The sequence below is a fragment of the Pseudoalteromonas sp. R3 genome, from assembly GCF_004014715.1.
In the GTDB taxonomy this organism is placed as follows: Bacteria; Pseudomonadota; Gammaproteobacteria; order Enterobacterales; family Alteromonadaceae; genus Pseudoalteromonas.
Genome location: NZ_CP034835.1, coordinates 1,132,438 through 1,153,198 on the forward strand (window position 1 = coordinate 1,132,438; position 20,761 = coordinate 1,153,198).

A 20,761-nucleotide genomic window follows, 5' to 3' on the forward strand; every position below is an offset into this window, starting at 1 on the left:
GATCCCGTCAGGGCGCTGTCTATAGCAGGTGTGCCAGTGCAGTGTCACCAAAACCGACCAATTTATTATCTTTGAAAAGCAAAGGTGTGCACTCGTCTTTTGTAACTACACCGTCGGAGTGTTTGCTGTTGGTTGCAAAGTAAAGTATCTGATAAACCGTATCGTCTTTAGACACCATGTCTGTGTATTCAGGCGTGCCCAGCTTGCTCAGCACGCGCTGATATTCAGTACCCATTTTGAGTTGGCTGATTTTTTCACGGTTCTGTTTCTGTTCTTTCTTCCAGCCGCCGTGACCATTGTATTCGCCATCTGTGACTGCGACTACACAGCCTGTCAGTGCGGTTGAACTTAAGAGCGCAGTTGCGAGTAGTAGTTTTTTCATCTTTATATCCCAGGCTTAGCCGTCTTTATTTTCATTGATTTGAATACAGCAAAGAGTTTGCCAGTTTTTAAATTATTATAAATCAATATCTTATGGTTTTCGATAAGGAGGTGATAATTATGAAATGCTATATTTTGAATGAATTAACCAATAGTTGGTTAAAAGCACGAACTTATCACCATACCCCATTCTCACATACACCACCAGTCACCCTGCACTTGATGTGGGAACTACTTAAAAGCGACTCATGAATGACGCCAATTGCACCTATTCTCACATACACTGCGCGTCATCCCGCACTTGATGTGGGAACTACTTAAAAGCGACTCATGAATGACGCCAATTGCACCTATTCTCACATACACTGCGCGTCATCCCGCACTCGATGCGGGAACTACTTAGAAGCGATTCAGGAGTGACGCCAATTGCACCTATTTATCACATACGCCGTACGCTACTGTGCTACACCAGCCGATTGTGTTCACGTCCTTGCAAAAAGCTATCAATATTCTCTGCTATGCCTTGGATCAGGCGGGTGATTGACTCCTGGCTGGCCCAGGCCGTGTGCGGGGTCAGTAACAAGTTATCGCCCTGATACTGCACCAGTGGGTTATCAGGCGCAGCCGGTTCCACGCTGAGTACATCCACGCCGGCACCGAGCAGCTGCTTGCTGGCCAGTGCATCCGCCAGTGCCTGTTCATTGACAATGCCACCGCGTGCCGTATTCAGTAAGATGGCATGAGCCGGAAGCAGCGCCAGTGTATCGGCATCAAACAAGTCGCGTGTGGTATCGGTCAAAGGGCAATGAATGGAAATAATATCGGCATTGCGCAGTGCTTCGGTAAATTCAAGGCGCTCAGCGCGCACTGTCTCTTGCCCCGGGCGCTCTGCAATCACGACATCGGCCCCAAAGGCGCTTGCGACTTTAGCCACCGCCTGACCAAGGTTACCATAGCCGACTATTACAAAGCGTTTGCCCGACAAATCGTGAATTGGGTAGTCCAGACGACAGAACAGTTCGCTGCGTTGCCAGGCACCATTAGCACAATCCTGCGCGTAGCGATGAATATTACTCATTAAATTGCCAAGCAGGGTAAATGTATGCAAAACCACTGAAGGTGTGGAATAGCCAGCCACATTGGTCACCGCAATATTGTGGGCACGGGCAGCCTCCAGGTCGATATTATTGGTGCCGGTGGCAGCCACGCAGATCAATCTGAGGTTCGGCAGCTGGCTCAGTGCATCAGCATTGAGCACCACCTTGTTGGTCACAATCACATCCGCGCTCTGTATTCGCGACATCAGCTGTTCAGGTGAGGTGGTATCGTATTGGGTGACTGTGCCAAACTCTCTGAGTGGGTCCAGGCTAACACCCGCCAGCGTGGCGGCATCTAAAACAACAATATTCATGTGGGCAAACATTCCTTACTAACAGATGGCGCCGAGTGTATCATTTTTATTGCCAAAGTTTATCTTTGTGCTTGACCTTGAACTCAACTCTAAGGTTTATACTGTGATCAGATTCATAAAGGACGGTAAAACTGACTATGTATAAGATTGGCCACATTGCTAAACAATTGAATGTGTCTACCGACACACTGCGTTATTATGAGCGCCAGGGTCTGTTGCAGGCCAGTGTTCGCAGCCCGGCAGGTTATCGGTTATATGACGATAGCGCGCTTGAGCAGATGCGTTTTATTGTGCGGGCAAAGGCAGTAGGCTTCAGTCTTAAAGATATTCAGGAACTACTGACCATTAAAATTGATAAACACAATCACAGCTGTGAAGAAGTGAAATCACTGACGTTACAGAAACTGACACAAACCCGGCAAAGAATTGAAGAGTTACTGAAATTCGAGCGCTCTTTGAGCGTGCTGGCCGAGCGGTGTTGTGGCGGCGAAGAAAGTGCTGATGATTGTTCTATCTTAACCGCGTTGGAGGATGTAGATGGCTCTGCTTGATAATTTTTGGCAACTCTTTTTGGTTTCAGCGCCCTGGCTGATGTTGGGCCTGTTACTTGCCGGTTTGCTTAACGTATTTATTCCTAAAGACTTCTTACAAAAGCATCTGGGAAAAGAAGGGCTCTGGACGACTATCAAAGCGGCTCTGATAGGAGCGCCTATGCCGCTATGTTCCTGTGGCGTAATCCCGGCTGCCATCGGGTTGCGTCGTGCCGGCGGGTCCAAAAGTGCCACGACTGCCTTTTTGGTATCGACACCCGAAACAGGGGTGGATTCTATTTCAGTTTCTTACGCGCTGCTTGGGCCTTTTATGGCCGTGATCCGGCCCATCGCCGCAGTCGCAAGTGCGATCACCGCCGGTGTGCTGGTTGGTAAAGACGAAGGAAATGTAAAGCCTTCTGCTGCAAGCCCCTCAGAAAGTAGCTGCTGTGGCAGCTCAGTAAAAAAAGTGGAGCCGAAAAAAAGCAGTTGCTGTGCTAGTGAACAAGTCGCTGAACCTGCGCAGTCTGCCAGCTGTTGCGATAGCCAAATGAAGACTGAACCTGCGCCGCAAAGCAGCTGCTGTGATAGTCAGCCTGTAGAAAAGCCCGCTGAGCAGGCTGCACCCTGCTGTGCATCAGCGCAAGCCAAGCCCGGGTTATGGCAAAAGTTAACGTCCGCCGTGCAATTTAGCTGTAACAAATTGTTAGCCGATACTATGCAATGGCTACTGATTGGTCTATTCTTTGCCGCCTTAGTACAAACCTATGTTCCCGAAGCCTTTTTGGCTCAGTGGGGCAATGGCATTTTGGCCATGATCGTGGTTATCCTGGTCAGTATTCCAATGTACATTTGTGCCACAGCCTCAACGCCCATTGCGGCCGGCTTATTGTTGGCGGGTGTGTCTCCCGGTGCGGTGCTGGTCTTTATGCTGGCGGGCCCCGCCACAAACGTTGCCACTATAGGTGTGGTCGCTAAAGAGCTGGGTCGTCGAGCGGTGTTTGCTTATCTGGGGGCGGTTATTGGTGTGGCAATTATTTTTGGATTTTTGACCGACTGGCTGGTCGCACAGTTTGGTTTTACGGTGGCGCCTATGATGGGGCACGACCATGAAGTCTTACCCTATTGGCTAACGCTGGGGTCAGGCGTGGTACTGGCTCTGCTGATGGCAAGATTAATGCTGCTGGGTATTAAGCAACGCTTTATGCCCGCTCAGGCATCGGCATAACCTCAGGTGCCTGCATAATACCGTAAGTGATGCAGGCGCTTCTGGTCAGACTTGATATTCTTAGCTTCCGATCAGGCTGCACGATAGAATAAGACGTTTTGATGACAACCACCCAATAATAAAGAGTAGTTTAGTGGATAAATACGCAGATATCAGACCTTACAATGACGATGAAGTCCCTGCAGCTTTGCAGCGTTTATTGGACGATGATCAGTTTATTGATGTGATTGCGGAGCATAACCTGCCCAAATGGTTGGCAGGATGGGATCTGATATCCCGGCCACTGGTGCGTAGCCGATTGAAGAAAAAATGGCGGTCAGTCACTAATGTTGAAGCGGTTCAGAATGAAGTAGCTGGTTATCTGTCTATGCTGATTGAGCGTACCACCAGCAAGGTAACCTATTCCGGCCTGGATAAGCTCGAAAAGCAGGGCGCCTATCTGTTTATCTCCAACCACAGAGACATAGTGCTGGATCCGGCGCTGGTGAACTGGGGTCTGCATCAACAAAAAATGCAAACCGTGCGCATTGCCATTGGCGATAACCTGCTTCAGGTGCCTTACATCACAGAGCTGATGCGCCTGAATAAGAGTTTTATTGTGAAGCGCTCAGCCAAAGCGCCAAAAGAAATGCTGCGTGCCTTGTCTCAGCTGTCAGCATATATTCATGACTCGCTGGATGAAGGCAACTCAATCTGGATTGCGCAAAAAGAAGGGCGTGCTAAAGATGGCGTCGACTTTACCGATCCGGCATTGCTGAAAATGCTGCAATTGAATGGGCGTAAGCTCAAACTGCCGTTTGCGGAATATGTGCGCCAGCTGAAGATTGTTCCTGTGTCGATTTCTTACCAGTACGAGCCTTGTGCTGTGTCAAAGGCCCGCGAGCTTTATCACAAGCAGCAGTTCGGTGAATACGTGAAAGCCGAAGGTGAAGACATCAGCAGCATCATTGAAGGGTTCAGCAGCGATAAGGGCCATGTTCATGTAGCGTTTGGCTCACCCATAGACGAAGAGTTTGAAACGCCGGAGCAGCTGGCCGAAATCATCGATCGGCAGATCGTCAGCAATTATTATCTGCATTCGAGCAACTACCTGGCTGCCGGCGATGAAAGCCAGAGCAGTGAGCTTGAGAAGAATCGTTTTATGGAAGCGCTGGAGCAAGTACCAGAAGAGTTACGCCAGCTGGTGCTATCTATCTACGCGCAGCCTGCCAAGCGCAAGTTGTCGCAGTAATGATACCAATTTCACCTAATACCTGTTCAATTTGACGGAGCAAATATGACGCTAACGGCGTTAAAAATTTCTTATTTAGAACCTTTACCTAAGGTATGAGTTCGCAAATTTTTGCCTTGCCTACATGGACGTAGGTACCTCAGCGATAGCAGGACGCGTGAGCGGTGTTATCGAACATATTTTCTCGCCTCAAAATTGAACACTTAATTAAGCAAATTGGTATAATCTAAAGCGCCTTTCGGGGCGTTTTTTTATGCCTGGCTGGTTTTTAATATCTGAATGATGGTGCTAGGTGTGGGGAAGTTTTTGCTGCAAAAAGAAAAGGTGTCCCCGGCAACGCGGATGCAGATGTCAGTCCTTGAACCCTAAGGTTCAAGGCGGAAAGCAACAGCCTACCGTAGGCTTCTCGGTACCTGCCGAGCCTGCGCAATAGTAAGCAAACTGCGTTCCTAAGAAAAAGTTATCGGCTCAGGGACATCATCCACTGTCCAACGTGCTAGGGAACGATTTCAGTATATAAGACCAAACCGCATCTAGAAACCTTTATTGGCAAATATCCGTAAAAAGTCGTCCGACTGGCGGTGATTTATGCACTTTTTGTATGGCATCTGAACAACCCCAAAAAGTGCGTAGATTAATTATACACAAACCGACAAGTCGTTGCTGTTGCTATACTTCGGGTGGTAGCATTAACTAAGCAGAACAAAGCAAACGAGAACATTATCCATGAGTGAATTAAGAGATTATCAGCAAGCACAGCTACTGCTGGAACAACACGATATCTACATTGCCCCGGCTGAAGTGCACGGTACCATCAGCGGACTACTGGCATGTGGCCTGAATATCGAAGAGCAGGAGTACCTGGGGCTGCTGAGCGATGTCTTTAACGATGGTCAGAAGTTTGCTGCGCCACTGAAAGAGTTTTTTGCCGAGTTATATAAACTGGTCGTTGCGCATTTTAATGATCCAGAGCACCTGTTTGAGCTGTATTTACCGATGGAAGAAAGCCTGAGCGATCAGGCCAATGCCTTGGTGGCCTGGGTGTCTGGGTTTTTACTGGGCTTTGGCCTCAAGCAAAAAGACTATGGTAAGTTTTCGGCCGATGTAAAGGAAGTGATTGGTGACTTTAGCGAAATCACTAAACTAGATACCCATTTCGACGAAAGTGAAGAAGACAAACAGGCACTGCACGAGGTGATCGAATACATCCGCGTGTCGGCCCTGTTGTGTTTTGCTGAGTTAGGCAAAGACGCTGCTTCACCGACCTCTAAAACAGTGCATTAATTATGATGATAGCTAATCAGGAATTTGTAATGCGCCGCACCGAGCTGCTGGCGCACATGGATAACAATGCGGTGGCGGTGATCCCCGCTGCCGTTGAATTGACCCGCAGCCGTGATACTGAGTATCCGTTCCGCCAGGACAGCGACTTTTTCTATTTAACCGGGTTTAAAGAGCCCGATGCGGTGCTGGTGCTAAGTAAAGACAAAGACGGCGCAACACAACAGACGCTGTTTTGTCGTAACAAAGATAAATTAGCCGAGATCTGGCACGGCCGCCGCATGGGTCACGAGAAAGCAAAAACCACTTTAGAGCTGGACCAGACCTTTCCTTTGAGTGAACTGGATGATGAACTGCTGACCCTGGTTAACGGCCGCAAGGCACTTTACTATGGTCAGGGCACATACGCTGGGTTTGACGATAAAATCTGGGCCTTACTTGGTACCTTGCGTGGCGCGCCGAAAAAAGGCTACCGGGCACCAGAAATCATTAAGGATGTGCGCCCGTTACTGCACGAAATGCGCCTGTTTAAGTCAGACGCTGAAATAGCGGTGATGCGCAAAGCGGGCGAGATCAGTGCAGATGCTCACAAACGTGCCATGCAGTTTGCAAAGCCCGGTGCCACCGAGTTCCAGCTGGAAGCCGAAATTCACCATCATTACGCCATGAATGGCGCCCGTCATCCGGCCTATGGCACCATAGTTGGCTCGGGTAACAACGCCAATATTTTACACTATACCGACAACTGCGATGAATTAACCGACGGCGATTTGATCCTGATCGACTCAGGCTGTGAGCTTGAAGGGTATGCTGCCGATATTACCCGTACTTTTCCGGTAAATGGTCGTTTCAGCGCGCCGCAAAAAGCCGTGTATGAGCTGGTATTGGCCTCTCAACAGGCCGCTTTTGAACAGGTTAAGCCGGGCGGCACTTTGGTTAAGGCTAATGACGCCGCGATGCGGGTGATGACCGAAGGGTTGATAGAGCTGGGTATTTTGGCCGGCGATGTCGACGAATTGCTCGACAAGCAAGCCTGTAAAGCCTTTTATATGCATGGCCTGGGTCACTGGCTGGGGCTGGATGTGCACGATGTGGGCGAATACAAGCTGGATGAAGCCGACAGACCATTTGAGCCAGGCATGGTGCTGACCATAGAGCCGGGCCTGTACTTTGATGAAGATGCCGAAGTACCTGAGCAATTTAAGGGCATTGGCGTGCGCATAGAAGATGACTTGCTGATCACCGCGGATGGCTTTGAAAACCTCACCGCTGGGGTGCCTAAAACCATTGCAGAGATTGAAGCCTTAATGCGTTCAGGCGAATAAATACAAGCAGGAGCAACACTTGCAACACTTTGATGTGTTAATCGTGGGGGGTGGCATGGCCGGTGCCACCGCTGCCGTCACGATCAAAAAACAGCTTCCCGACAGCCGCATCGCGGTGATTGAAGCCTTTGAGCCTAAAACGGCCCATCACCCCAGCTTTGACGACCGCAGCCTGGCACTGGCCGAGCAGTCGGTTTCTTATTTGCGCAAACTTGGGTTGTTTGACCCGCACTGGGATTTTGCAGAGCCTATCACTCAGGTGCATGTTTCAGACCGAGGCCACTTTGGTAAAACCACCATCACCTGTGATGAGTTCGCGGTTGAGGCGCTGGGTTATGTGGTTGAAGTAAACCCTTACGGTGCGTATTTGCATCAGCAACTGAGTAAGCTGGATCTCGCTCTGTATTGCCCTGCCAAAATTACCAGTTTGCATCAGCAGCAAACACAGGTCGATGTTGAGCTCGACAGCGGTGAAACTCTTTCGGGCAAACTGCTCGTGGTGGCCGACGGCGCGCAATCGCCGACCCGTAGCAAGCTAAATATAGGCTTTGACAGTGTGGCTTATGAACAGGGCGCCCTGATAGCCAATGTGCAGATTAGCGATAAACATCAGGGTCAGGCGTTTGAACGCTTTACCGAGCATGGCCCGATGGCCCTGCTGCCGATGAGCAACAACCGCTACTCTCTGGTGTGGTGTATGCCGCAGCAGGAATTAGATACGTTGCGACAATGCGATGAGGCGGAATTCTTGGCGCGTTTGCAAAGCGCGTTTGGCTATCGTGCTGGGATGTTTGAACGGGTTGGCAGGCGAACCAGTTATCCGCTGGTTTTAGGCCGCGTTGAGCAGTTGGTGCATCATCGCTGTGTGCTTATTGGTAATGCCGCGCATGCTATCCACCCCATTGCCGGGCAGGGCTTTAACCTGGGATTGCGCGACATTCAGGCGTTGGCAGCGCAGCTGCAACAGACAGACCGCGAGCAGTGGGGCAGTCATGCGTTCACACAAGGCTATAAAACCGCGCGCGAGTCAGACATTAACTGTGTTATGACACTGACCGATTCTCTGGTCAGACTGTTTTCTAATGATTCCCGTATGCTGGCACTAGGGCGCAGTTGTGGCCTGCTGTCGATGAGCCTGTTCTCACAACTGAAAGCGCCACTGGCGCGACAACTCATGGGACGAACCCTGTAAGGAATAATCATGCAGCAAGTACAAGTGTGCATAGTCGGTGGTGGGTGTGTAGGCCTTGCTTTAGCGCTGGGTCTGGCAAAGAACAATATCTCGGTGATGGTGCTGGATGCCGGTCCTGAGCCTCAGCCTCTGAGCGAGGCCTATGGCGCAAGGGTCAGTGCCATCAGTTTGGCCAGCCAGAGCCTGTTTGAGTCGTTAGGCGTGTGGGATGCCATTAAGGCGCAGCGGGCCACGGCCTATCGCAAGATGTCGGTGTGCGACGCCGACAGCTTTGGCCGTATTCAGTTTAACGCACAGCAGCTGGCCTTGCCTGAACTGGGCCATATTATCGAAAACGACGCTATCCGTTTTGCCCTGTATCAGGCCTTACAACAGCACAGCCAGGCGAGTTTACTGTTTGGCAGCCGTTACCAGTCTATCCACCAGACCGACAGCGACGTGTTGATCACGCTGGAGCAGGGCACACCGGTGATGGCCAAATTGCTGGTTGCGGCAGACGGTGCCAACTCAGGGGTACGCAGCCAGTTTAACTTGCCGATCAGCTTCTGGGATTACGATCACCACGCCATTGTGGCCACCATCAAAACCGAGCAACCGCACGATGCGACTGCGCGTCAGGTGTTCCTGCCGGATGGTCCGCTGGCGTTGTTGCCTTTGTCTGACCCCCACACTCAGTCAATCGTCTGGTCTACTGCACCTGAACATGCCCGTGAACTGATGGCCATGGACGAGCAAAGTTTCAATAAAGCCTTGAGCGCAGCCAGCGACCTGCAATGCGGATTATGTAAGGTGCAGGGCGAGCGTGCGGTATTCCCGCTGACCATGCGTTACGCACAGCAGTGGCTAACCGGTAAAGTGGTGTTAATGGGCGATGCCGCACACACCATCCACCCGCTTGCAGGGTTGGGAATGAACCTGGGCCTCAAAGATGCCGCACATCTGATCAACGCACTGAGTGAGGAGGGTGAGGAGTTCGCCTCTCACCGTACACTGCGCGATTACGAACGCAGCCGCAAACTCGATGCACAAAAACACATTGCCATGATGCAGGGTCTGAAAGAGCTGTTCAGCGGCAGTCACCCACTGAAAAAGCTGGTACGTGGCGTGGGTTTGAATGTGGTAGATAACCTCGGCCCGATTAAAGACTTGTTTGTACAGCAAGCCATCGGCGAATAGTGGTGGCGTAAGGGCTGCTTTATGCCAAACAAGCAGCCGGCTTACACCTGCAGGGTAAGCACCAGGCGAGCAAGTCCAATACGCTTTATCATGTATTTATTCACCGTTATCCAGCACCTACCTCCAGTCATCCCGCATACACTCCAGTCATCCAGTATACACTCCAGTCATCCCGCACTTGATGCGGGATCTACTAACAGGCGACTCAGGAGTGACACCAATAACACCCATTCCCACATACACAGCCTGTCATCCCGCAGGTCTCAAAAGCAATGTCTACCCCAAACGCAGTGCAATAAACTCGGCCAGCTTATTCACCGCGTGGGCAGATTCCTGAGTGTTTTTCACCAAGCTGATACCAATCTGGCCCAGTTCGGGCAGAAAGGGCGTTTGCGCCTGGTAACTGAGCGTAGCCGGCACGGTACTTTTAGCCAGCACTGTAATGCCCAGGCCTTCTTTAAGCGCGGCAGTCAGCCCCGTTAAATCGGCATTACTATACACAATGCGGTATTGCAGCCCGGCTTGTTGCAGAGCCTCAATGGCACGGCGGCGATAAATGCAGCCCTCCGGCGCTGTGACCAAAGTGACGATCTGCTGTTGCGCCAGGGACAGGTCGCCCACCCATACTAGCTGATCCTGCATAAACACCGGGTAATTTGAGGAATTCAAATCTTCGTTCAGTGCCAGCACCAAATCGAACTGGTCCTGACGTGACACGGAAAGTAAGTGTTTACTGAGTCGGGATTTCACTTCCAGCGCCACGTCCGGATACAAAGACACAAAGTCGCCGATGATGGCGGGCAAAATACGTGCGGCAAACTCACTGGGAATGCCCAGACGTACCCGGCCGGTGACGCTCTCTGAGGTAAATTGCTGAATGATCCCATCGTTGAATTGCAGCATTTGCTTGGCCTGGGGTAGTAGCAACTCACCATACTGATTGAGCACCTGTCGCTGACCCTGTTTTTTAAACAGTTTACAGCCCAGCTGCTCTTCAAGGCGTTTGATCTGCAAACTCACCGCCGGCTGAGACAGACCCAGCAGCTCGCCTGCTTTGGCAAAACCACCTACTTCAACCACAGTCACCAGGGTGCGCAGGCCATCAATCGATAAGTTTTTCATATTAATAAAATCTATTTATAAAACCCAAATACATTAATATTATTTATCAAACGATAAATAAATACAATTTGTTGTTGTGCAGACGGATCCCTATACTTTTCTCCATCTTAATTTCATCAGGATAGTCGCATGATGAGCACGCCAATCATCTTCGCTAAGCACCGTTTAGGTACGGTGGCGGTGGAAAATCGCATTTTCTCGCCACAGGATCTGGTTGTACTGGATTTCAGCGGATTTGAAACCACACCTTTTCTGAATCAGGAGCTGGGGCTGAACCTCAACAAACTGATGGCACCCGGGCTGGGTGTACAGGGTCTGCTGGCAGGTGGTCAGTCTTTTGCTGTTTATTACTTTAGCGAAACAGCCTACCGTTTTGTGCTGAGCGAAGATGCTGCACAAGCACTCTCTGCGCTGGTAAGTAAACACGACAGCGACTACGACATTGAATTAGTGCGCCGCAGCGACTTAGCCATTATGCAACTGAGCGGTCAGGCTGCACTTGAGGCGGTGCTGAGCAGCTTTTCGCTGACACCGGGTCTGCAAATTTCAGACTTGCAGGCCTGCTATGGTAAACAAAGCGGCGAGGTGTTCGTCACCACTATAGTTCAGCAGGATCAGCAGCAGTATCAGCTGATCGCACAACAAGACACATTAAGCCTGTGGCAGGCGCGACTGGCTGAGCAAGGTTTTGCTCACTCAAACGAACACGCTCCAAGTTAACCCCACTCACCGGTGTTGCACCGGTGAACACACATCCGGAAGAAACCGGATGAGTGATGACAATAAAGTGAAGGAAGAGTATGACTTCTAAAACAGTACTGCATGCCAAGCACCTAGAAGCTGGCGCGAAAATGGTCGATTTCCACGGTTGGGAAATGCCAATCAACTATGGCTCGCAAATCGAAGAGCACAACGCCGTGCGTGAAGACGCAGGTATGTTTGATGTGTCTCACATGACCATAGTCGATGTAAAAGGTGCGGATGCTCAGGCATTCCTGCGCAAGCTGGTTGCCAACGATGTGGCAAAACTGAAAGTAGCAGGTAAAGCACTTTACACTGGCATGCTGAACGAGCAGGGCGGTGTGATTGATGATTTGATCATCTACTTCTTCACAGAAACTGAGTATCGTCTGGTTGTAAACTCTGCAACGCGCGAAAAAGACTTAGCACACATGAATGCGGTTGCTGCCGACTTTGATGTGGCTATCACAGAGCGTCCTGAGTACGCGATGATTGCGGTACAGGGGCCAAATGCCAAAGCAAAAACAGCCACTATCCTGAGCGATGCACAAAACGCCGCAGTAGAAGGTATGAAGCCATTCTTTGGCGTACAGGCTGAAGAGCTGTTCATTGCAACCACGGGCTACACAGGTGAAGACGGCTATGAAATCGTTGTACACAACGATGATGCAGCGCAACTGTGGCAAAAATTATTAGACGCGGGCGTCCGTCCGGCTGGCCTAGGTGCACGTGATACGCTACGTTTAGAAGCGGGCATGAACCTTTACGGCTCAGATATGGACGAAAGCGTTTCTCCACTGGCTGCTAACATGGCGTGGACCATTGCGTGGGAGCCGGCAGAGCGTGACTTTATCGGTCGTAAAGTGATTGAGCAGCAACGTGCTGACAAGAGCACTGACAAGCTGGTTGGCCTGGTACTTGAGAGCAAAGGCGTTCTGCGCGGTGGCTCTAAAGTTATCGTAGAAGGTGGCGAAGGTGTTATCACTTCTGGTACATTCTCGCCAACGTTAGGCTTTAGCGTAGCTTTGGCCCGTGTACCTCGCTCTACGGGTGACACAGCTCAGGTTGAAATGCGCAAAAAGCTGGTAGACGTTAAAGTGGTTAAACCTTGCTTTGTACGCAATGGTAAGTCGGTTCTGTAACGCACAGAGCACAATAGAATAACGGGCGATGGCCCACATAAATCGACCAAAGGAACAAAAAAATGAGCAACATTCCTAGCGAGTTAAAGTACGCAACGTCTCACGAGTGGGTTCGCGCTGAAGGCGACGGCACTTACACTGTCGGCATCACTGAGCATGCGCAGGAACTTTTGGGTGACATGGTATTCGTTGACCTGCCTGACGTAGGTGACGAAGTTGACGCTGGTGAAGACTGCGCGGTTGCTGAGTCTGTAAAAGCCGCTTCTGACATCTACGCGCCAATCGGCGGCGAGATCGTGGCTATCAACGAAGAGCTTGAAGACTCTCCGGAATCAGTCAACAACGACCCTTACGGTGACGGCTGGTTGTTCCGTGTTAAGGCGTCTGACGAAAGCGAACTTGAAAACCTGCTTGATGCGGAAGGCTACGAAGCCAACATCGACGAAGACTAATTCGTTGTAGATACCATAAAAGCCCCCTGCGTGGGGCTTTTACAGTTGCGCCACGACGTTAAGGCGTGGCAACACCGTTAAACTCTGTGACTGTTACCAAGGTATTTTCGTCGCACTGTGCATTACTTGCTGGTCGTCGAGCAACAGTGACACCCCCATTTTTACTTGGATCATAGGAATCTGGACACATGTCAAACGCCAAATCTCTTGAACAACTAGAGCAAAAGCAAGACTTTATTCGTCGCCATATTGGCCCGAGCCCGGCTCAGGTGAGTGACATGCTTGCTGCGCTTGGAGTATCGAGTGTTGAAGAGCTGATCGGTCAGACAGTACCTAGCTCAATCCGTTTAGAGCAAGGCCTGCAAATTGGTGAAAGCCGTACCGAAGTAGAAACGCTGAGCTACCTGAAATCAGTAGCAAGCAAAAACAAAGTCTTCAAATCTTACATCGGTCAGGGTTATCACCCGACGCACGTGCCTAACGTTATCTTGCGTAACGTACTGGAAAACCCAGGCTGGTATACCGCATATACGCCGTATCAGCCAGAGATTGCACAAGGCCGTCTTGAGTCTTTGCTTAACTTCCAGACTATGACTATGGACATCACCGGCCTTGACCTGGCCAGTGCGTCACTGCTTGACGAATCAACCGCAGCAGCCGAAGCCATGGCGCTGGCTAAGCGTGTGTCTAAAGCGAAAAAAGCGAACCTGTTCTTTATTGCAGAAGACGTACACACACAAACCATCGACGTCGTCACAACCCGTGCTGAGCAGTTTGGTTTTGAAGTGGTAGTTGGCCCTGCAAGCGAAGCGGCAAATCACGAGATCTTCGGTGCCCTGTTCCAGTATCCAACGACGTCAGGTGAAGTGGTCGACATCACAGACATCATCGCACAAGTACAAAGCAAAAAAGCGATTGCCTGTGTGGCCGCTGACATCATGAGCTTAATGCTACTGAAAGCACCAGGTAAACTGGGCGCAGACGTGGTACTGGGTTCTGCACAGCGCTTTGGTGTGCCTATGGGCTACGGTGGTCCACACGCTGCGTTCTTCGCAACACGCGATGCATACAAGCGTTCACTGCCAGGGCGTATCATTGGTGTATCGAAAGACCGTTTAGGCAACGACGCACTGCGTATGGCAATGCAAACACGTGAGCAGCACATCCGCCGCGAAAAAGCCAACTCAAACATTTGTACAGCGCAGGTACTGCTGGCCAACATGGCTGCATTCTATGCGGTGTACCACGGTCCACAGGGCCTGAAAACCATTGCCGAGCGCATTAACCGCTTCGCCAGCATTCTGGCAACCGGCCTGAAAGCCAAAGGCGTGGCACTGAAGCACGACACCTGGTTTGACACTATCACAGTGGTTGCGGGCGACGCAGATAAAGACGCAGTCGTCGCGCGCGCCGTTGCAAACGAAGTCAACTTTGCCATCAACCACGCTGGCGAGTACTCAATTGCGCTGAACGAAACGACGACTCGCGGTGACATCGCAGAACTGTTCGACATCATCCTGGGCGAAGGCCATGGCTTAGATGTGGCAGCACTGGACAGCGAAGTTGCTGCAAACAACATCACAGGTATTCCGGCAAGCCTGGTACGTGATGACGAAGTACTGACGCACGACAACTTCAACAGCTACCACAGCGAAACTGAGATGCTGCGTTATATCAAGCGTCTTGAGAACAAAGATTTGGCACTGAACCACTCAATGATCTCTTTGGGTTCTTGTACCATGAAGCTGAACGCGACGGCTGAGATGATCCCGGTCACCTGGCCTGAGTTCGCTGAACTACACCCATTCTGCCCACTAGAGCAGGCACAGGGTTATCAGGTCATGATGACTGAGCTGCACGACTGGCTGGTGAACATCACAGGTTACGACGCAGTATCACTACAACCTAACTCAGGCGCACAGGGTGAATACGCGGGTCTTATCGCGATTCGTAAATACCACGAGTCACGCGGCGAAGGCCACCGTAACGTGTGTCTGATCCCAAGCTCTGCGCACGGTACTAACCCAGCGTCGGCGCAAATGGCCAGCATGAAAGTCGTTGTTGTTGGTTGTGATAAAGACGGCAACATCGACCTGGATGACCTGCGCGCGAAGGCAGAAGACGTATCTGAGAACCTGTCTTGTATCATGGTTACTTACCCGTCAACCCACGGTGTATACGAAGAAGCCATCCGTGAAGTGTGTGACATTGTTCACCAGCACGGCGGCCAGGTTTACATGGACGGCGCGAACATGAACGCACAGGTTGGTGTAACCAGCCCGGGCTCAATCGGTTCTGACGTATCGCACCTGAACCTGCACAAAACATTCTGTATCCCGCACGGCGGTGGTGGCCCGGGTGTGGGTCCTATCGGTGTTAAATCACACCTTGCGCCATTTATGCCTAACCACAGCGTGATCAAAGTAGCAGGTACCAACGAAGGTAACGGCGCAGTATCTGCGGCCCCTTACGGCTCAGCAGCCATCCTGCCAATCTCATGGGCGTACATTGCCATGATGGGCAGCGAAGGCCTGAAGCAGGCCACTGAAATGGCCATCGTGAACGCCAACTACCTGACAGAGCAACTGAGCAAGCACTACCCGGTACTTTACCGTGGCCGCAACGACCGCGTTGCCCACGAATGTATTATCGACCTGCGCCCACTGAAAGAAGCCTCTGGCATCACAGAAATGGACGTGGCTAAGCGTTTGATGGACTACGGTTTCCACGCACCGACTATGTCATTCCCGGTTGCCGGCACGCTGATGATCGAGCCAACAGAATCTGAGTCTAAGGTAGAAATCGACCGCTTCATCGAAGCCATGATCTCTATCCGCGCTGAAATCGCCAAAGTAGAAAACGGCGAATGGTCAGTAGAGAACAACCCACTGGTGTTCGCACCACACACCCAGGCAGACGTACTGGGCAACGAGTGGGATCGTGCCTACGATCGCTTCTATGCAGCCTTCCCGGTTGCATCAGTTGCTAAAGACAAGTTCTGGCCAACGGTAACCCGTATCGACGACGTATACGGCGACCGTAACCTGATCTGTTCTTGCCCCGCTGTAGAGACTTATGCTGAGTAAGTGATGTTTGTAAGCCTTGTAAATACAGGGCTGACAAACGATAAAAACCGCTCGTTTTAGGACGAGCGGTTTTTTTGTGTCTGTGATCAGGCGATAAATTCGAGAGTAGACAGAACTGCGCGTTGTGGCTAACTCAGTGCTCTTGTGGGGTAAATATAATATTATTGATAATTCATAATTAAATAAGTCTGTGCTTTGAACAGGGTATTGTGAGAACACTTACATCTATGTTCTGTGTACGCATCAAGTCTATTGATTGAGCTTGCCTAATCTTTTCAATCAGTTAGTTTTTTCTTCCAGCTTTGTCGCTGAACCGTTTTTGACCTCTTTACATTATACGGTTGCAATGTAACTTCGCATTGTTAGTATGTTGGCTATTAATAAATTCATGAATGTGAGGTTTGTTGAAATAAAGACTTTTATTATTAGTTAGTTAGATTTACTTGCTTGACAGGTTACGCTTGCTGATAGGTTACTTCAGTGATAATCTTTTGGTTAACATTTGTTAATTTAGCTGCGTGTCGGTCAACATTTGAAAGGATAGCTATGAAAGTCAGAATACGGCGAGCGGGCCTCTTTGCTGCCTTGTTAAAAGAAGCTGCGAAGTCGATTAAATCAATGCGGATAGATGCTGGACTGAGTCAAAGCGCATTAGGGAAAAAATTAATGCCACCAGTTGACCAAGCCACGATCTCCAATTGGGAAACAGGTAAAACACATATTCCTTTTTTAGCATTTATGTATATTTGCTTTGTTTGTGGTGTTTGCCCTGAGCAAAAAACGAAGGAAATTCTGGACTCCCAGTCGGCTGAGGATAACACCAACAAGAAGGATGTATCTGATGTTTAGTTATGAAAACTTCAAGTTATTTTATGATCTCATTGAAAATATGCTATTGCCGTTATTTTTGATTGCACTGTGTATCGGATGGAAAAATATTAATGTTCGTTACCTGATGATTGTGCTTGTTGCTTTGGAAGTGCTCGACAATACGACATATGAAATTGCACTTGGATGGGGAAACCCCTATTACATCTGGTCAATGCTTATGTGTGTTTTGTTTATCTTTCCTGTTGTTGGCAGACGCTTGTTGGCCGAAAGATTACAGAGTCGTTCAGCCTTTTTCAGGCAAGTAAACAAGCACTATTATGTGAGCAAGCAGGAAGGTGCATTTCTGTTCGTTCATTTTATATCTTTACTCATCAATTTGGTTACGTATATTGAAGTGACACTGTATACGCACTATGTAATTGATAGCTATCCTATAAGAAACAACTTATATAGCCCGGTGCAATCATTCGTGCATATTGCTGAGGGTATATTAGTTCTGACAATCGCAAATCGATTTAGAAAGGAAAGATATGAAACAACTAACGGAGCAGCAGCAAAGAGCTGTTAGTGGACATGGTGGCGGCACAGGGTCTCCTATTCCTGATCGCCGCAGTTATCAGAAACCGTTAAAGCCAGAGGAAAGCGGTGGTTAATTATTAACAATTAACCTTGTACTTGAATGCCAACCAGGTTTATTGGCTGGCATTTATGCTTAACGTCAGATGGAGTTGGCGAGTTTTACCCTGAGCTGGTGCATTTTATTGTCTGTTATTTGATTCGCTGTGGGAGGTGAGAAATTGGACTTATCACTCCTTGGCCTCCTTGCTGGATAATATGCGTGTAAATCTGAGTTGTCCGGGCGTCACTATGGCCAAGTTGAGTTTGTATTGTTCTTATATCAGCGCCATTTTGCAGCAGATGTGTCGCAAAAGAGTGCCGTAATGTATGCGGTGTTACCTGCTTAGTGATCCCAGCTAAATACGCTGCTTTTTTTACTGCTCTTTGAACCTGTTTCTCATCAATATGGTGCCGTCTGAGTTGTTTTGTTTCTGGGTCAACACTTAGCTTGTGAGAAGGAAATACATACTGCCACATCAACCGCTTCTCGTGACCATTGTATTTGTGTCTTAGTCTGTGGGGTAGCCATACGCCACAGTACTGAGGGTTTTTCAGGTCAAGTTGCAGATAATTTTCTACTTGGAGGATTTGGCTTTTTAAGTATCTCTTTATACAAAAAACATAAGGCGTTTAATGCCTGCGCTTGTGTGCCTTGAGCAACATTTTGTTCATTTACTAGGTGGTTAAGAAATTGCTCAACTTCTTTATCCCCCATAGTTGTAGGGTGTCGCATATTGTTAAAGCGAATAAATGCAGCAGTCCATTTTAGGTACGCTTCAATGGTACGTTTAGCATAACGTCGTAGGTACATCTGCTCTTGCAGCATGAGTAGAAAAGGTGATTTCATGAACGTTTCATTTGGTAAGGTTGATACTGGATATATAGACAGTGCTTGGGCTGTTGTCCAATAACATTATTACATGCCGTTTTGTCCAATTTTCACACAAATGCGTTTTAGCAGGTTGCAACCGATTGTTTACTTTGAGTTTGTTCCGTGGGACTATGAGGGCATGTAATACAGCCCGTTTTGTCGGCTTATGTTCCGACATTTTGGGGTAGAATAAATTGTTAACTGCCTATGAAATTGAGCACCGATTTTGACAAACTAGGATTTCATGACGCTTCAATTGAAAAGATAGAGCGTCAATCTGAATCCGTGATTTTAGAGATAAAAGGTGCTTTTATTTCTAAAAAGCACCCAGATTCTGAAGGTCAAGACTGGAGAGTTGAAGAAGCAATACTAGAAATTCTCGGAGTAACCGAAGAAAGAGCTACGTATTGGGATGATGACAAGGCGGCAAAGGAGCATCCAGAGCCAGAGTTCCCATTGGATGAAATTATGCATGCACATTTCGTAGACGGTGTGTTCTCATTCGATGGTTTCAAACAAACAGTCCCATGGTACGAGTGGTTCATAACCGCAAACTCGTTTAATTTCGAGGTTAAGAGTGCATCTAAGTTCAGCAGTTAACAAAGCTATCAAATTGACGGCTTTTCCGTCGCTTGTCTTGTGGTTTAACGCTACGCTACCACAAAACAATCAACTCCAAAGCCGCAATTTATAGCGGCGTTAGGTACACATGAAAATTTTGGCTTTATTATCTACCATTTTAGTTTTGTCCGGTTGTGCAGGAACATCAGAAGTACAAAACTCTAATGGTTGTGACGTGTATACATATTTTGATAAAGCTCAAAATAATTTCTCAGGGCTGGTGTATTTAGATACGGACTTTGAACGAGCATTGACTTCTCAAATACCTGACTTTAACGAAAGTAATGCATACTGTTGGTACTCTAAGAAAAATAGTTTGGTTGGTAAATTATTGGTAGCTGATTATAAGCCTTCAATCGCATATGTATTTGAGCACAAATCCAGAGGCTGGACGTTAGTTGAAATTAACGAGGTAATTAATTTGCCTGCACATCAGTGGTATAGATTGCAAAGACACCCAGCCAAATTTATCGATATTTTTTGGTATGCAGGCAGGCCTCGGGATCGGTGTCTTTGAATTGCTCGCACAAGCTTTAGCTAGCTATTGTCAGCCGTTTAATTTCGGCGTTAGGCCAAGAGTATTTTAGAGTTGAGTATGGCGATAGAAATAATTAGGGAAGCTGCGTGGTCTGAAATACTAAAACTTCAGGCAGAGGTCTATCTGTTTGTTGAGCCTGAAAGTCTTGAGGTGTTAAAGGACAAATGGAATCGAACGCCCAGCTGTTGCTTTACCTATCGCGACAGTGACAAATTAAAGGGTTATTTGTTAGCGCACTCTTGGAATAGCGAGCAGCCTCCGAAGTTGTTTAACGCCTTACCGAATGATACGGAAGGTAACATCTTGTTTCTCCATGATCTGGCAATTGCAAGCTCCTCATTTGGACAAGGCATTGGGTCAAAATTGATGAAGCACCTGGTAGAGGTAGCAACTAATTTGGGCTTCAAAGAGATTAGGCTGGTTGCTGTCCAGAACTCAAAGTTGTTTTGGCAAAGGCAAGGTTTTAAGCCGTTGTCAGATAATGTGTGCAAAAGTTATGGCACTGATGCGCAATTGATGTGGCGAAAGCTCCAAGCCTGACAATTACAAATCACGAAAATTTCAATTTTGGAAGACATCAATTTTGGAAGACATCCACCATTGTCCGTACCTTTTTTAGCGGAGATCACATCAGAAATCATTTCTCTACATAGCATTTAGAAGTTTACCAGCAAGATAAAAGCATCCAGCATCCAGCATCCAGCATCCAGCATCCAGCATCCAGCATCCAGCATCCAGCATCCAGCATCCAGCATCCAGCATCCAGCATCCAGGAGCAGCAATCTCGCCCAAAAAAGTAGGGTGATAATCGAGCACTTTTCTATTGTCCTTCCTAAAAAAGATGAGTCACAAAAATGACACATAATTCACACTTGTAATACAGTGTAATAGATGAGCTTAGTTTATTGATGTAATTTACGAAACGAATTGAAGGCCAGTATTCATGCTTTTTAGCGTCGTGTAATTAAACAATAGAAATTTGGA

21 protein-coding genes, 1 other RNA gene and 1 pseudogene are annotated in these 20,761 nt (G+C 48.7%); 17 read left to right on the forward strand and 6 right to left on the reverse strand.

Annotation, left to right across the window (positions count from 1 at the left end; genetic code table 11):
• Positions 1 to 19 precede the first annotated feature (19 nt).
• Positions 20 to 382, reverse strand: a complete 363-nt coding sequence (locus tag ELR70_RS09995) for a DUF3192 domain-containing protein (protein ID WP_054016469.1) — start codon at positions 380 to 382, stop codon at positions 20 to 22.
• Positions 383 to 844: 462 nt separating this feature from the next.
• On the reverse strand, positions 845 to 1,792 hold the full coding sequence (locus ELR70_RS10000; RefSeq protein ID WP_054016470.1) for a D-2-hydroxyacid dehydrogenase: 948 nt from the start codon (positions 1,790 to 1,792) through the stop codon (positions 845 to 847).
• Positions 1,793 to 1,929: 137 nt separating this feature from the next.
• On the opposite strand from ELR70_RS10000, the gene zntR reads away from it, so the two are divergent.
• The 3 genes from zntR (at position 1,930) to ELR70_RS10015 (ending at position 4,781) form a co-directional block, all read left to right on the forward strand.
• Positions 1,930 to 2,343 carry a Zn(2+)-responsive transcriptional regulator gene (gene zntR / locus ELR70_RS10005; protein ID WP_054016471.1) on the forward strand — a complete coding sequence of 138 codons (414 nt, stop codon included), beginning with the start codon at positions 1,930 to 1,932 and terminating at the stop codon, positions 2,341 to 2,343.
• Positions 2,330 to 3,550, forward strand: a complete 1,221-nt coding sequence (locus ELR70_RS10010) for an SO_0444 family Cu/Zn efflux transporter (protein WP_054016472.1) — start codon at positions 2,330 to 2,332, stop codon at positions 3,548 to 3,550. Before zntR ends, ELR70_RS10010 begins: the two co-directional genes overlap by 14 nt.
• Before the next feature lie 133 nt (positions 3,551 to 3,683).
• The gene (locus tag ELR70_RS10015; protein ID WP_054016473.1) at positions 3,684 to 4,781 is read left to right on the forward strand and encodes a 1-acyl-sn-glycerol-3-phosphate acyltransferase; all 1,098 of its coding nucleotides are present in this window, start codon (positions 3,684 to 3,686) and stop codon (positions 4,779 to 4,781) included.
• Positions 4,782 to 5,104: 323 nt separating this feature from the next.
• Here the strand turns inward: ELR70_RS10015 and ssrS are convergent.
• Positions 5,105 to 5,287: non-coding RNA, 6S RNA (gene ssrS / locus ELR70_RS10020), on the reverse strand.
• Positions 5,288 to 5,507: 220 nt separating this feature from the next.
• Here ssrS and ELR70_RS10025 point away from each other — a divergent pair.
• The 4 genes from ELR70_RS10025 to ELR70_RS10040 are packed head-to-tail and all read left to right on the forward strand — an operon-like array spanning position 5,508 to position 9,755.
• The gene (locus ELR70_RS10025) at positions 5,508 to 6,065 is read left to right on the forward strand and encodes a UPF0149 family protein (protein ID WP_046005547.1); all 558 of its coding nucleotides are present in this window, start codon (positions 5,508 to 5,510) and stop codon (positions 6,063 to 6,065) included.
• Positions 6,066 to 6,070: 5 nt separating this feature from the next.
• A complete protein-coding gene (gene pepP / locus ELR70_RS10030; RefSeq protein ID WP_054016569.1) occupies positions 6,071 to 7,387 on the forward strand; it encodes a Xaa-Pro aminopeptidase in 1,317 nt (438 codons plus the stop codon).
• 19 nt (positions 7,388 to 7,406) lie between these two features.
• Positions 7,407 to 8,579, forward strand: a complete 1,173-nt coding sequence (gene ubiH / locus ELR70_RS10035; protein ID WP_054016474.1) for a 2-octaprenyl-6-methoxyphenyl hydroxylase — start codon at positions 7,407 to 7,409, stop codon at positions 8,577 to 8,579.
• Between the two features lie 9 nt (positions 8,580 to 8,588).
• The gene (locus ELR70_RS10040) at positions 8,589 to 9,755 is read left to right on the forward strand and encodes an FAD-dependent oxidoreductase (RefSeq protein ID WP_054016475.1); all 1,167 of its coding nucleotides are present in this window, start codon (positions 8,589 to 8,591) and stop codon (positions 9,753 to 9,755) included.
• 276 nt (positions 9,756 to 10,031) lie between these two features.
• On the opposite strand, the gene ELR70_RS10045 is transcribed toward ELR70_RS10040, so the two are convergent.
• Positions 10,032 to 10,877, reverse strand: coding sequence for a LysR family transcriptional regulator (locus ELR70_RS10045; protein WP_010385250.1), 846 nt, complete (start codon positions 10,875 to 10,877; stop codon positions 10,032 to 10,034).
• Positions 10,878 to 11,006: 129 nt separating this feature from the next.
• Here ELR70_RS10045 and ELR70_RS10050 point away from each other — a divergent pair, with 129 nt between their 5' ends.
• The 7 genes from ELR70_RS10050 (at position 11,007) to ELR70_RS25690 (ending at position 17,782) form a co-directional block, all read left to right on the forward strand.
• Positions 11,007 to 11,597 carry a hypothetical protein gene (locus tag ELR70_RS10050; RefSeq protein ID WP_054016476.1) on the forward strand — a complete coding sequence of 197 codons (591 nt, stop codon included), beginning with the start codon at positions 11,007 to 11,009 and terminating at the stop codon, positions 11,595 to 11,597.
• Positions 11,598 to 11,677: 80 nt separating this feature from the next.
• Positions 11,678 to 12,760 (forward strand): glycine cleavage system aminomethyltransferase GcvT, encoded by a 1,083-nt coding sequence (gene gcvT / locus ELR70_RS10055; protein WP_054016477.1) that lies wholly within the window; start codon positions 11,678 to 11,680, stop codon positions 12,758 to 12,760.
• A gap of 62 nt (positions 12,761 to 12,822) precedes the next feature.
• Entirely contained in the window at positions 12,823 to 13,212 is a 390-nt protein-coding gene (gene gcvH / locus ELR70_RS10060; protein ID WP_054016478.1) for a glycine cleavage system protein GcvH, read from the forward strand.
• A 188-nt stretch (positions 13,213 to 13,400) separates the two neighbouring features.
• Positions 13,401 to 16,298: an aminomethyl-transferring glycine dehydrogenase gene (gene gcvP / locus ELR70_RS10065; RefSeq protein ID WP_054016479.1), complete on the forward strand. Its 2,898-nt coding sequence runs from the start codon at positions 13,401 to 13,403 to the stop codon at positions 16,296 to 16,298.
• A 546-nt stretch (positions 16,299 to 16,844) separates the two neighbouring features.
• Entirely contained in the window at positions 16,845 to 17,147 is a 303-nt protein-coding gene (locus tag ELR70_RS10070; RefSeq protein WP_054016480.1) for a helix-turn-helix transcriptional regulator, read from the forward strand.
• A complete protein-coding gene (locus ELR70_RS10075) occupies positions 17,140 to 17,697 on the forward strand; it encodes a hypothetical protein (RefSeq protein WP_054016481.1) in 558 nt (185 codons plus the stop codon). The genes ELR70_RS10070 and ELR70_RS10075 overlap by 8 nt, the downstream gene beginning before the upstream one ends.
• On the forward strand, positions 17,660 to 17,782 hold the full coding sequence (locus tag ELR70_RS25690) for a hypothetical protein (RefSeq protein WP_268795170.1): 123 nt from the start codon (positions 17,660 to 17,662) through the stop codon (positions 17,780 to 17,782). The genes ELR70_RS10075 and ELR70_RS25690 overlap by 38 nt, the downstream gene beginning before the upstream one ends.
• Positions 17,783 to 17,897: 115 nt before the next feature.
• On the opposite strand, the pseudogene ELR70_RS10080 reads toward ELR70_RS25690, so the two are convergent.
• Positions 17,898 to 18,594, reverse strand: a pseudogene (locus ELR70_RS10080) (phage integrase N-terminal SAM-like domain-containing protein).
• A gap of 231 nt (positions 18,595 to 18,825) precedes the next feature.
• On the opposite strand from ELR70_RS10080, the gene ELR70_RS10085 reads away from it, so the two are divergent.
• The 3 genes from ELR70_RS10085 to ELR70_RS10095 all read left to right on the forward strand — a co-directional run bounded on the left by ELR70_RS10085 (position 18,826) and on the right by ELR70_RS10095 (position 20,317).
• Positions 18,826 to 19,218 carry a hypothetical protein gene (locus ELR70_RS10085; protein ID WP_054016482.1) on the forward strand — a complete coding sequence of 131 codons (393 nt, stop codon included), beginning with the start codon at positions 18,826 to 18,828 and terminating at the stop codon, positions 19,216 to 19,218.
• Positions 19,219 to 19,327: 109 nt separating this feature from the next.
• Positions 19,328 to 19,756, forward strand: a complete 429-nt coding sequence (locus ELR70_RS10090; RefSeq protein WP_054016483.1) for a hypothetical protein — start codon at positions 19,328 to 19,330, stop codon at positions 19,754 to 19,756.
• Positions 19,757 to 19,834: 78 nt separating this feature from the next.
• The gene (locus ELR70_RS10095; protein WP_054016484.1) at positions 19,835 to 20,317 is read left to right on the forward strand and encodes a GNAT family N-acetyltransferase; all 483 of its coding nucleotides are present in this window, start codon (positions 19,835 to 19,837) and stop codon (positions 20,315 to 20,317) included.
• Between the two features lie 105 nt (positions 20,318 to 20,422).
• Here the strand turns inward: ELR70_RS10095 and ELR70_RS24830 are convergent, their stop codons facing one another.
• Positions 20,423 to 20,593 carry a hypothetical protein gene (locus tag ELR70_RS24830; protein WP_164881442.1) on the reverse strand — a complete coding sequence of 57 codons (171 nt, stop codon included), beginning with the start codon at positions 20,591 to 20,593 and terminating at the stop codon, positions 20,423 to 20,425.
• Positions 20,594 to 20,761 lie beyond the last annotated feature (168 nt).

Coding starts and splice junctions, on each gene's coding strand:
- ELR70_RS09995 (WP_054016469.1), bottom strand. CDS start 382: ATGAAAAAACTACTACTCGCAACTGCGCTCTTAAGTTCAACCGCACTG.
- ELR70_RS10000 (WP_054016470.1), bottom strand. CDS start 1,792: ATGAATATTGTTGTTTTAGATGCCGCCACGCTGGCGGGTGTTAGCCTG.
- zntR (WP_054016471.1), top strand. CDS start 1,930: ATGTATAAGATTGGCCACATTGCTAAACAATTGAATGTGTCTACCGAC.
- ELR70_RS10010 (WP_054016472.1), top strand. CDS start 2,330: ATGGCTCTGCTTGATAATTTTTGGCAACTCTTTTTGGTTTCAGCGCCC.
- ELR70_RS10025 (WP_046005547.1), top strand. CDS start 5,508: ATGAGTGAATTAAGAGATTATCAGCAAGCACAGCTACTGCTGGAACAA.
- pepP (WP_054016569.1), top strand. CDS start 6,071: ATGATAGCTAATCAGGAATTTGTAATGCGCCGCACCGAGCTGCTGGCG.
- ELR70_RS10040 (WP_054016475.1), top strand. CDS start 8,589: ATGCAGCAAGTACAAGTGTGCATAGTCGGTGGTGGGTGTGTAGGCCTT.
- ELR70_RS10045 (WP_010385250.1), bottom strand. CDS start 10,877: ATGAAAAACTTATCGATTGATGGCCTGCGCACCCTGGTGACTGTGGTT.
- ELR70_RS10050 (WP_054016476.1), top strand. CDS start 11,007: ATGATGAGCACGCCAATCATCTTCGCTAAGCACCGTTTAGGTACGGTG.
- gcvT (WP_054016477.1), top strand. CDS start 11,678: ATGACTTCTAAAACAGTACTGCATGCCAAGCACCTAGAAGCTGGCGCG.
- gcvH (WP_054016478.1), top strand. CDS start 12,823: ATGAGCAACATTCCTAGCGAGTTAAAGTACGCAACGTCTCACGAGTGG.
- gcvP (WP_054016479.1), top strand. CDS start 13,401: ATGTCAAACGCCAAATCTCTTGAACAACTAGAGCAAAAGCAAGACTTT.
- ELR70_RS10070 (WP_054016480.1), top strand. CDS start 16,845: ATGAAAGTCAGAATACGGCGAGCGGGCCTCTTTGCTGCCTTGTTAAAA.
- ELR70_RS10075 (WP_054016481.1), top strand. CDS start 17,140: ATGTTTAGTTATGAAAACTTCAAGTTATTTTATGATCTCATTGAAAAT.
- ELR70_RS25690 (WP_268795170.1), top strand. CDS start 17,660: ATGAAACAACTAACGGAGCAGCAGCAAAGAGCTGTTAGTGGACATGGT.
- ELR70_RS10085 (WP_054016482.1), top strand. CDS start 18,826: ATGAAATTGAGCACCGATTTTGACAAACTAGGATTTCATGACGCTTCA.
- ELR70_RS10090 (WP_054016483.1), top strand. CDS start 19,328: ATGAAAATTTTGGCTTTATTATCTACCATTTTAGTTTTGTCCGGTTGT.
- ELR70_RS10095 (WP_054016484.1), top strand. CDS start 19,835: ATGGCGATAGAAATAATTAGGGAAGCTGCGTGGTCTGAAATACTAAAA.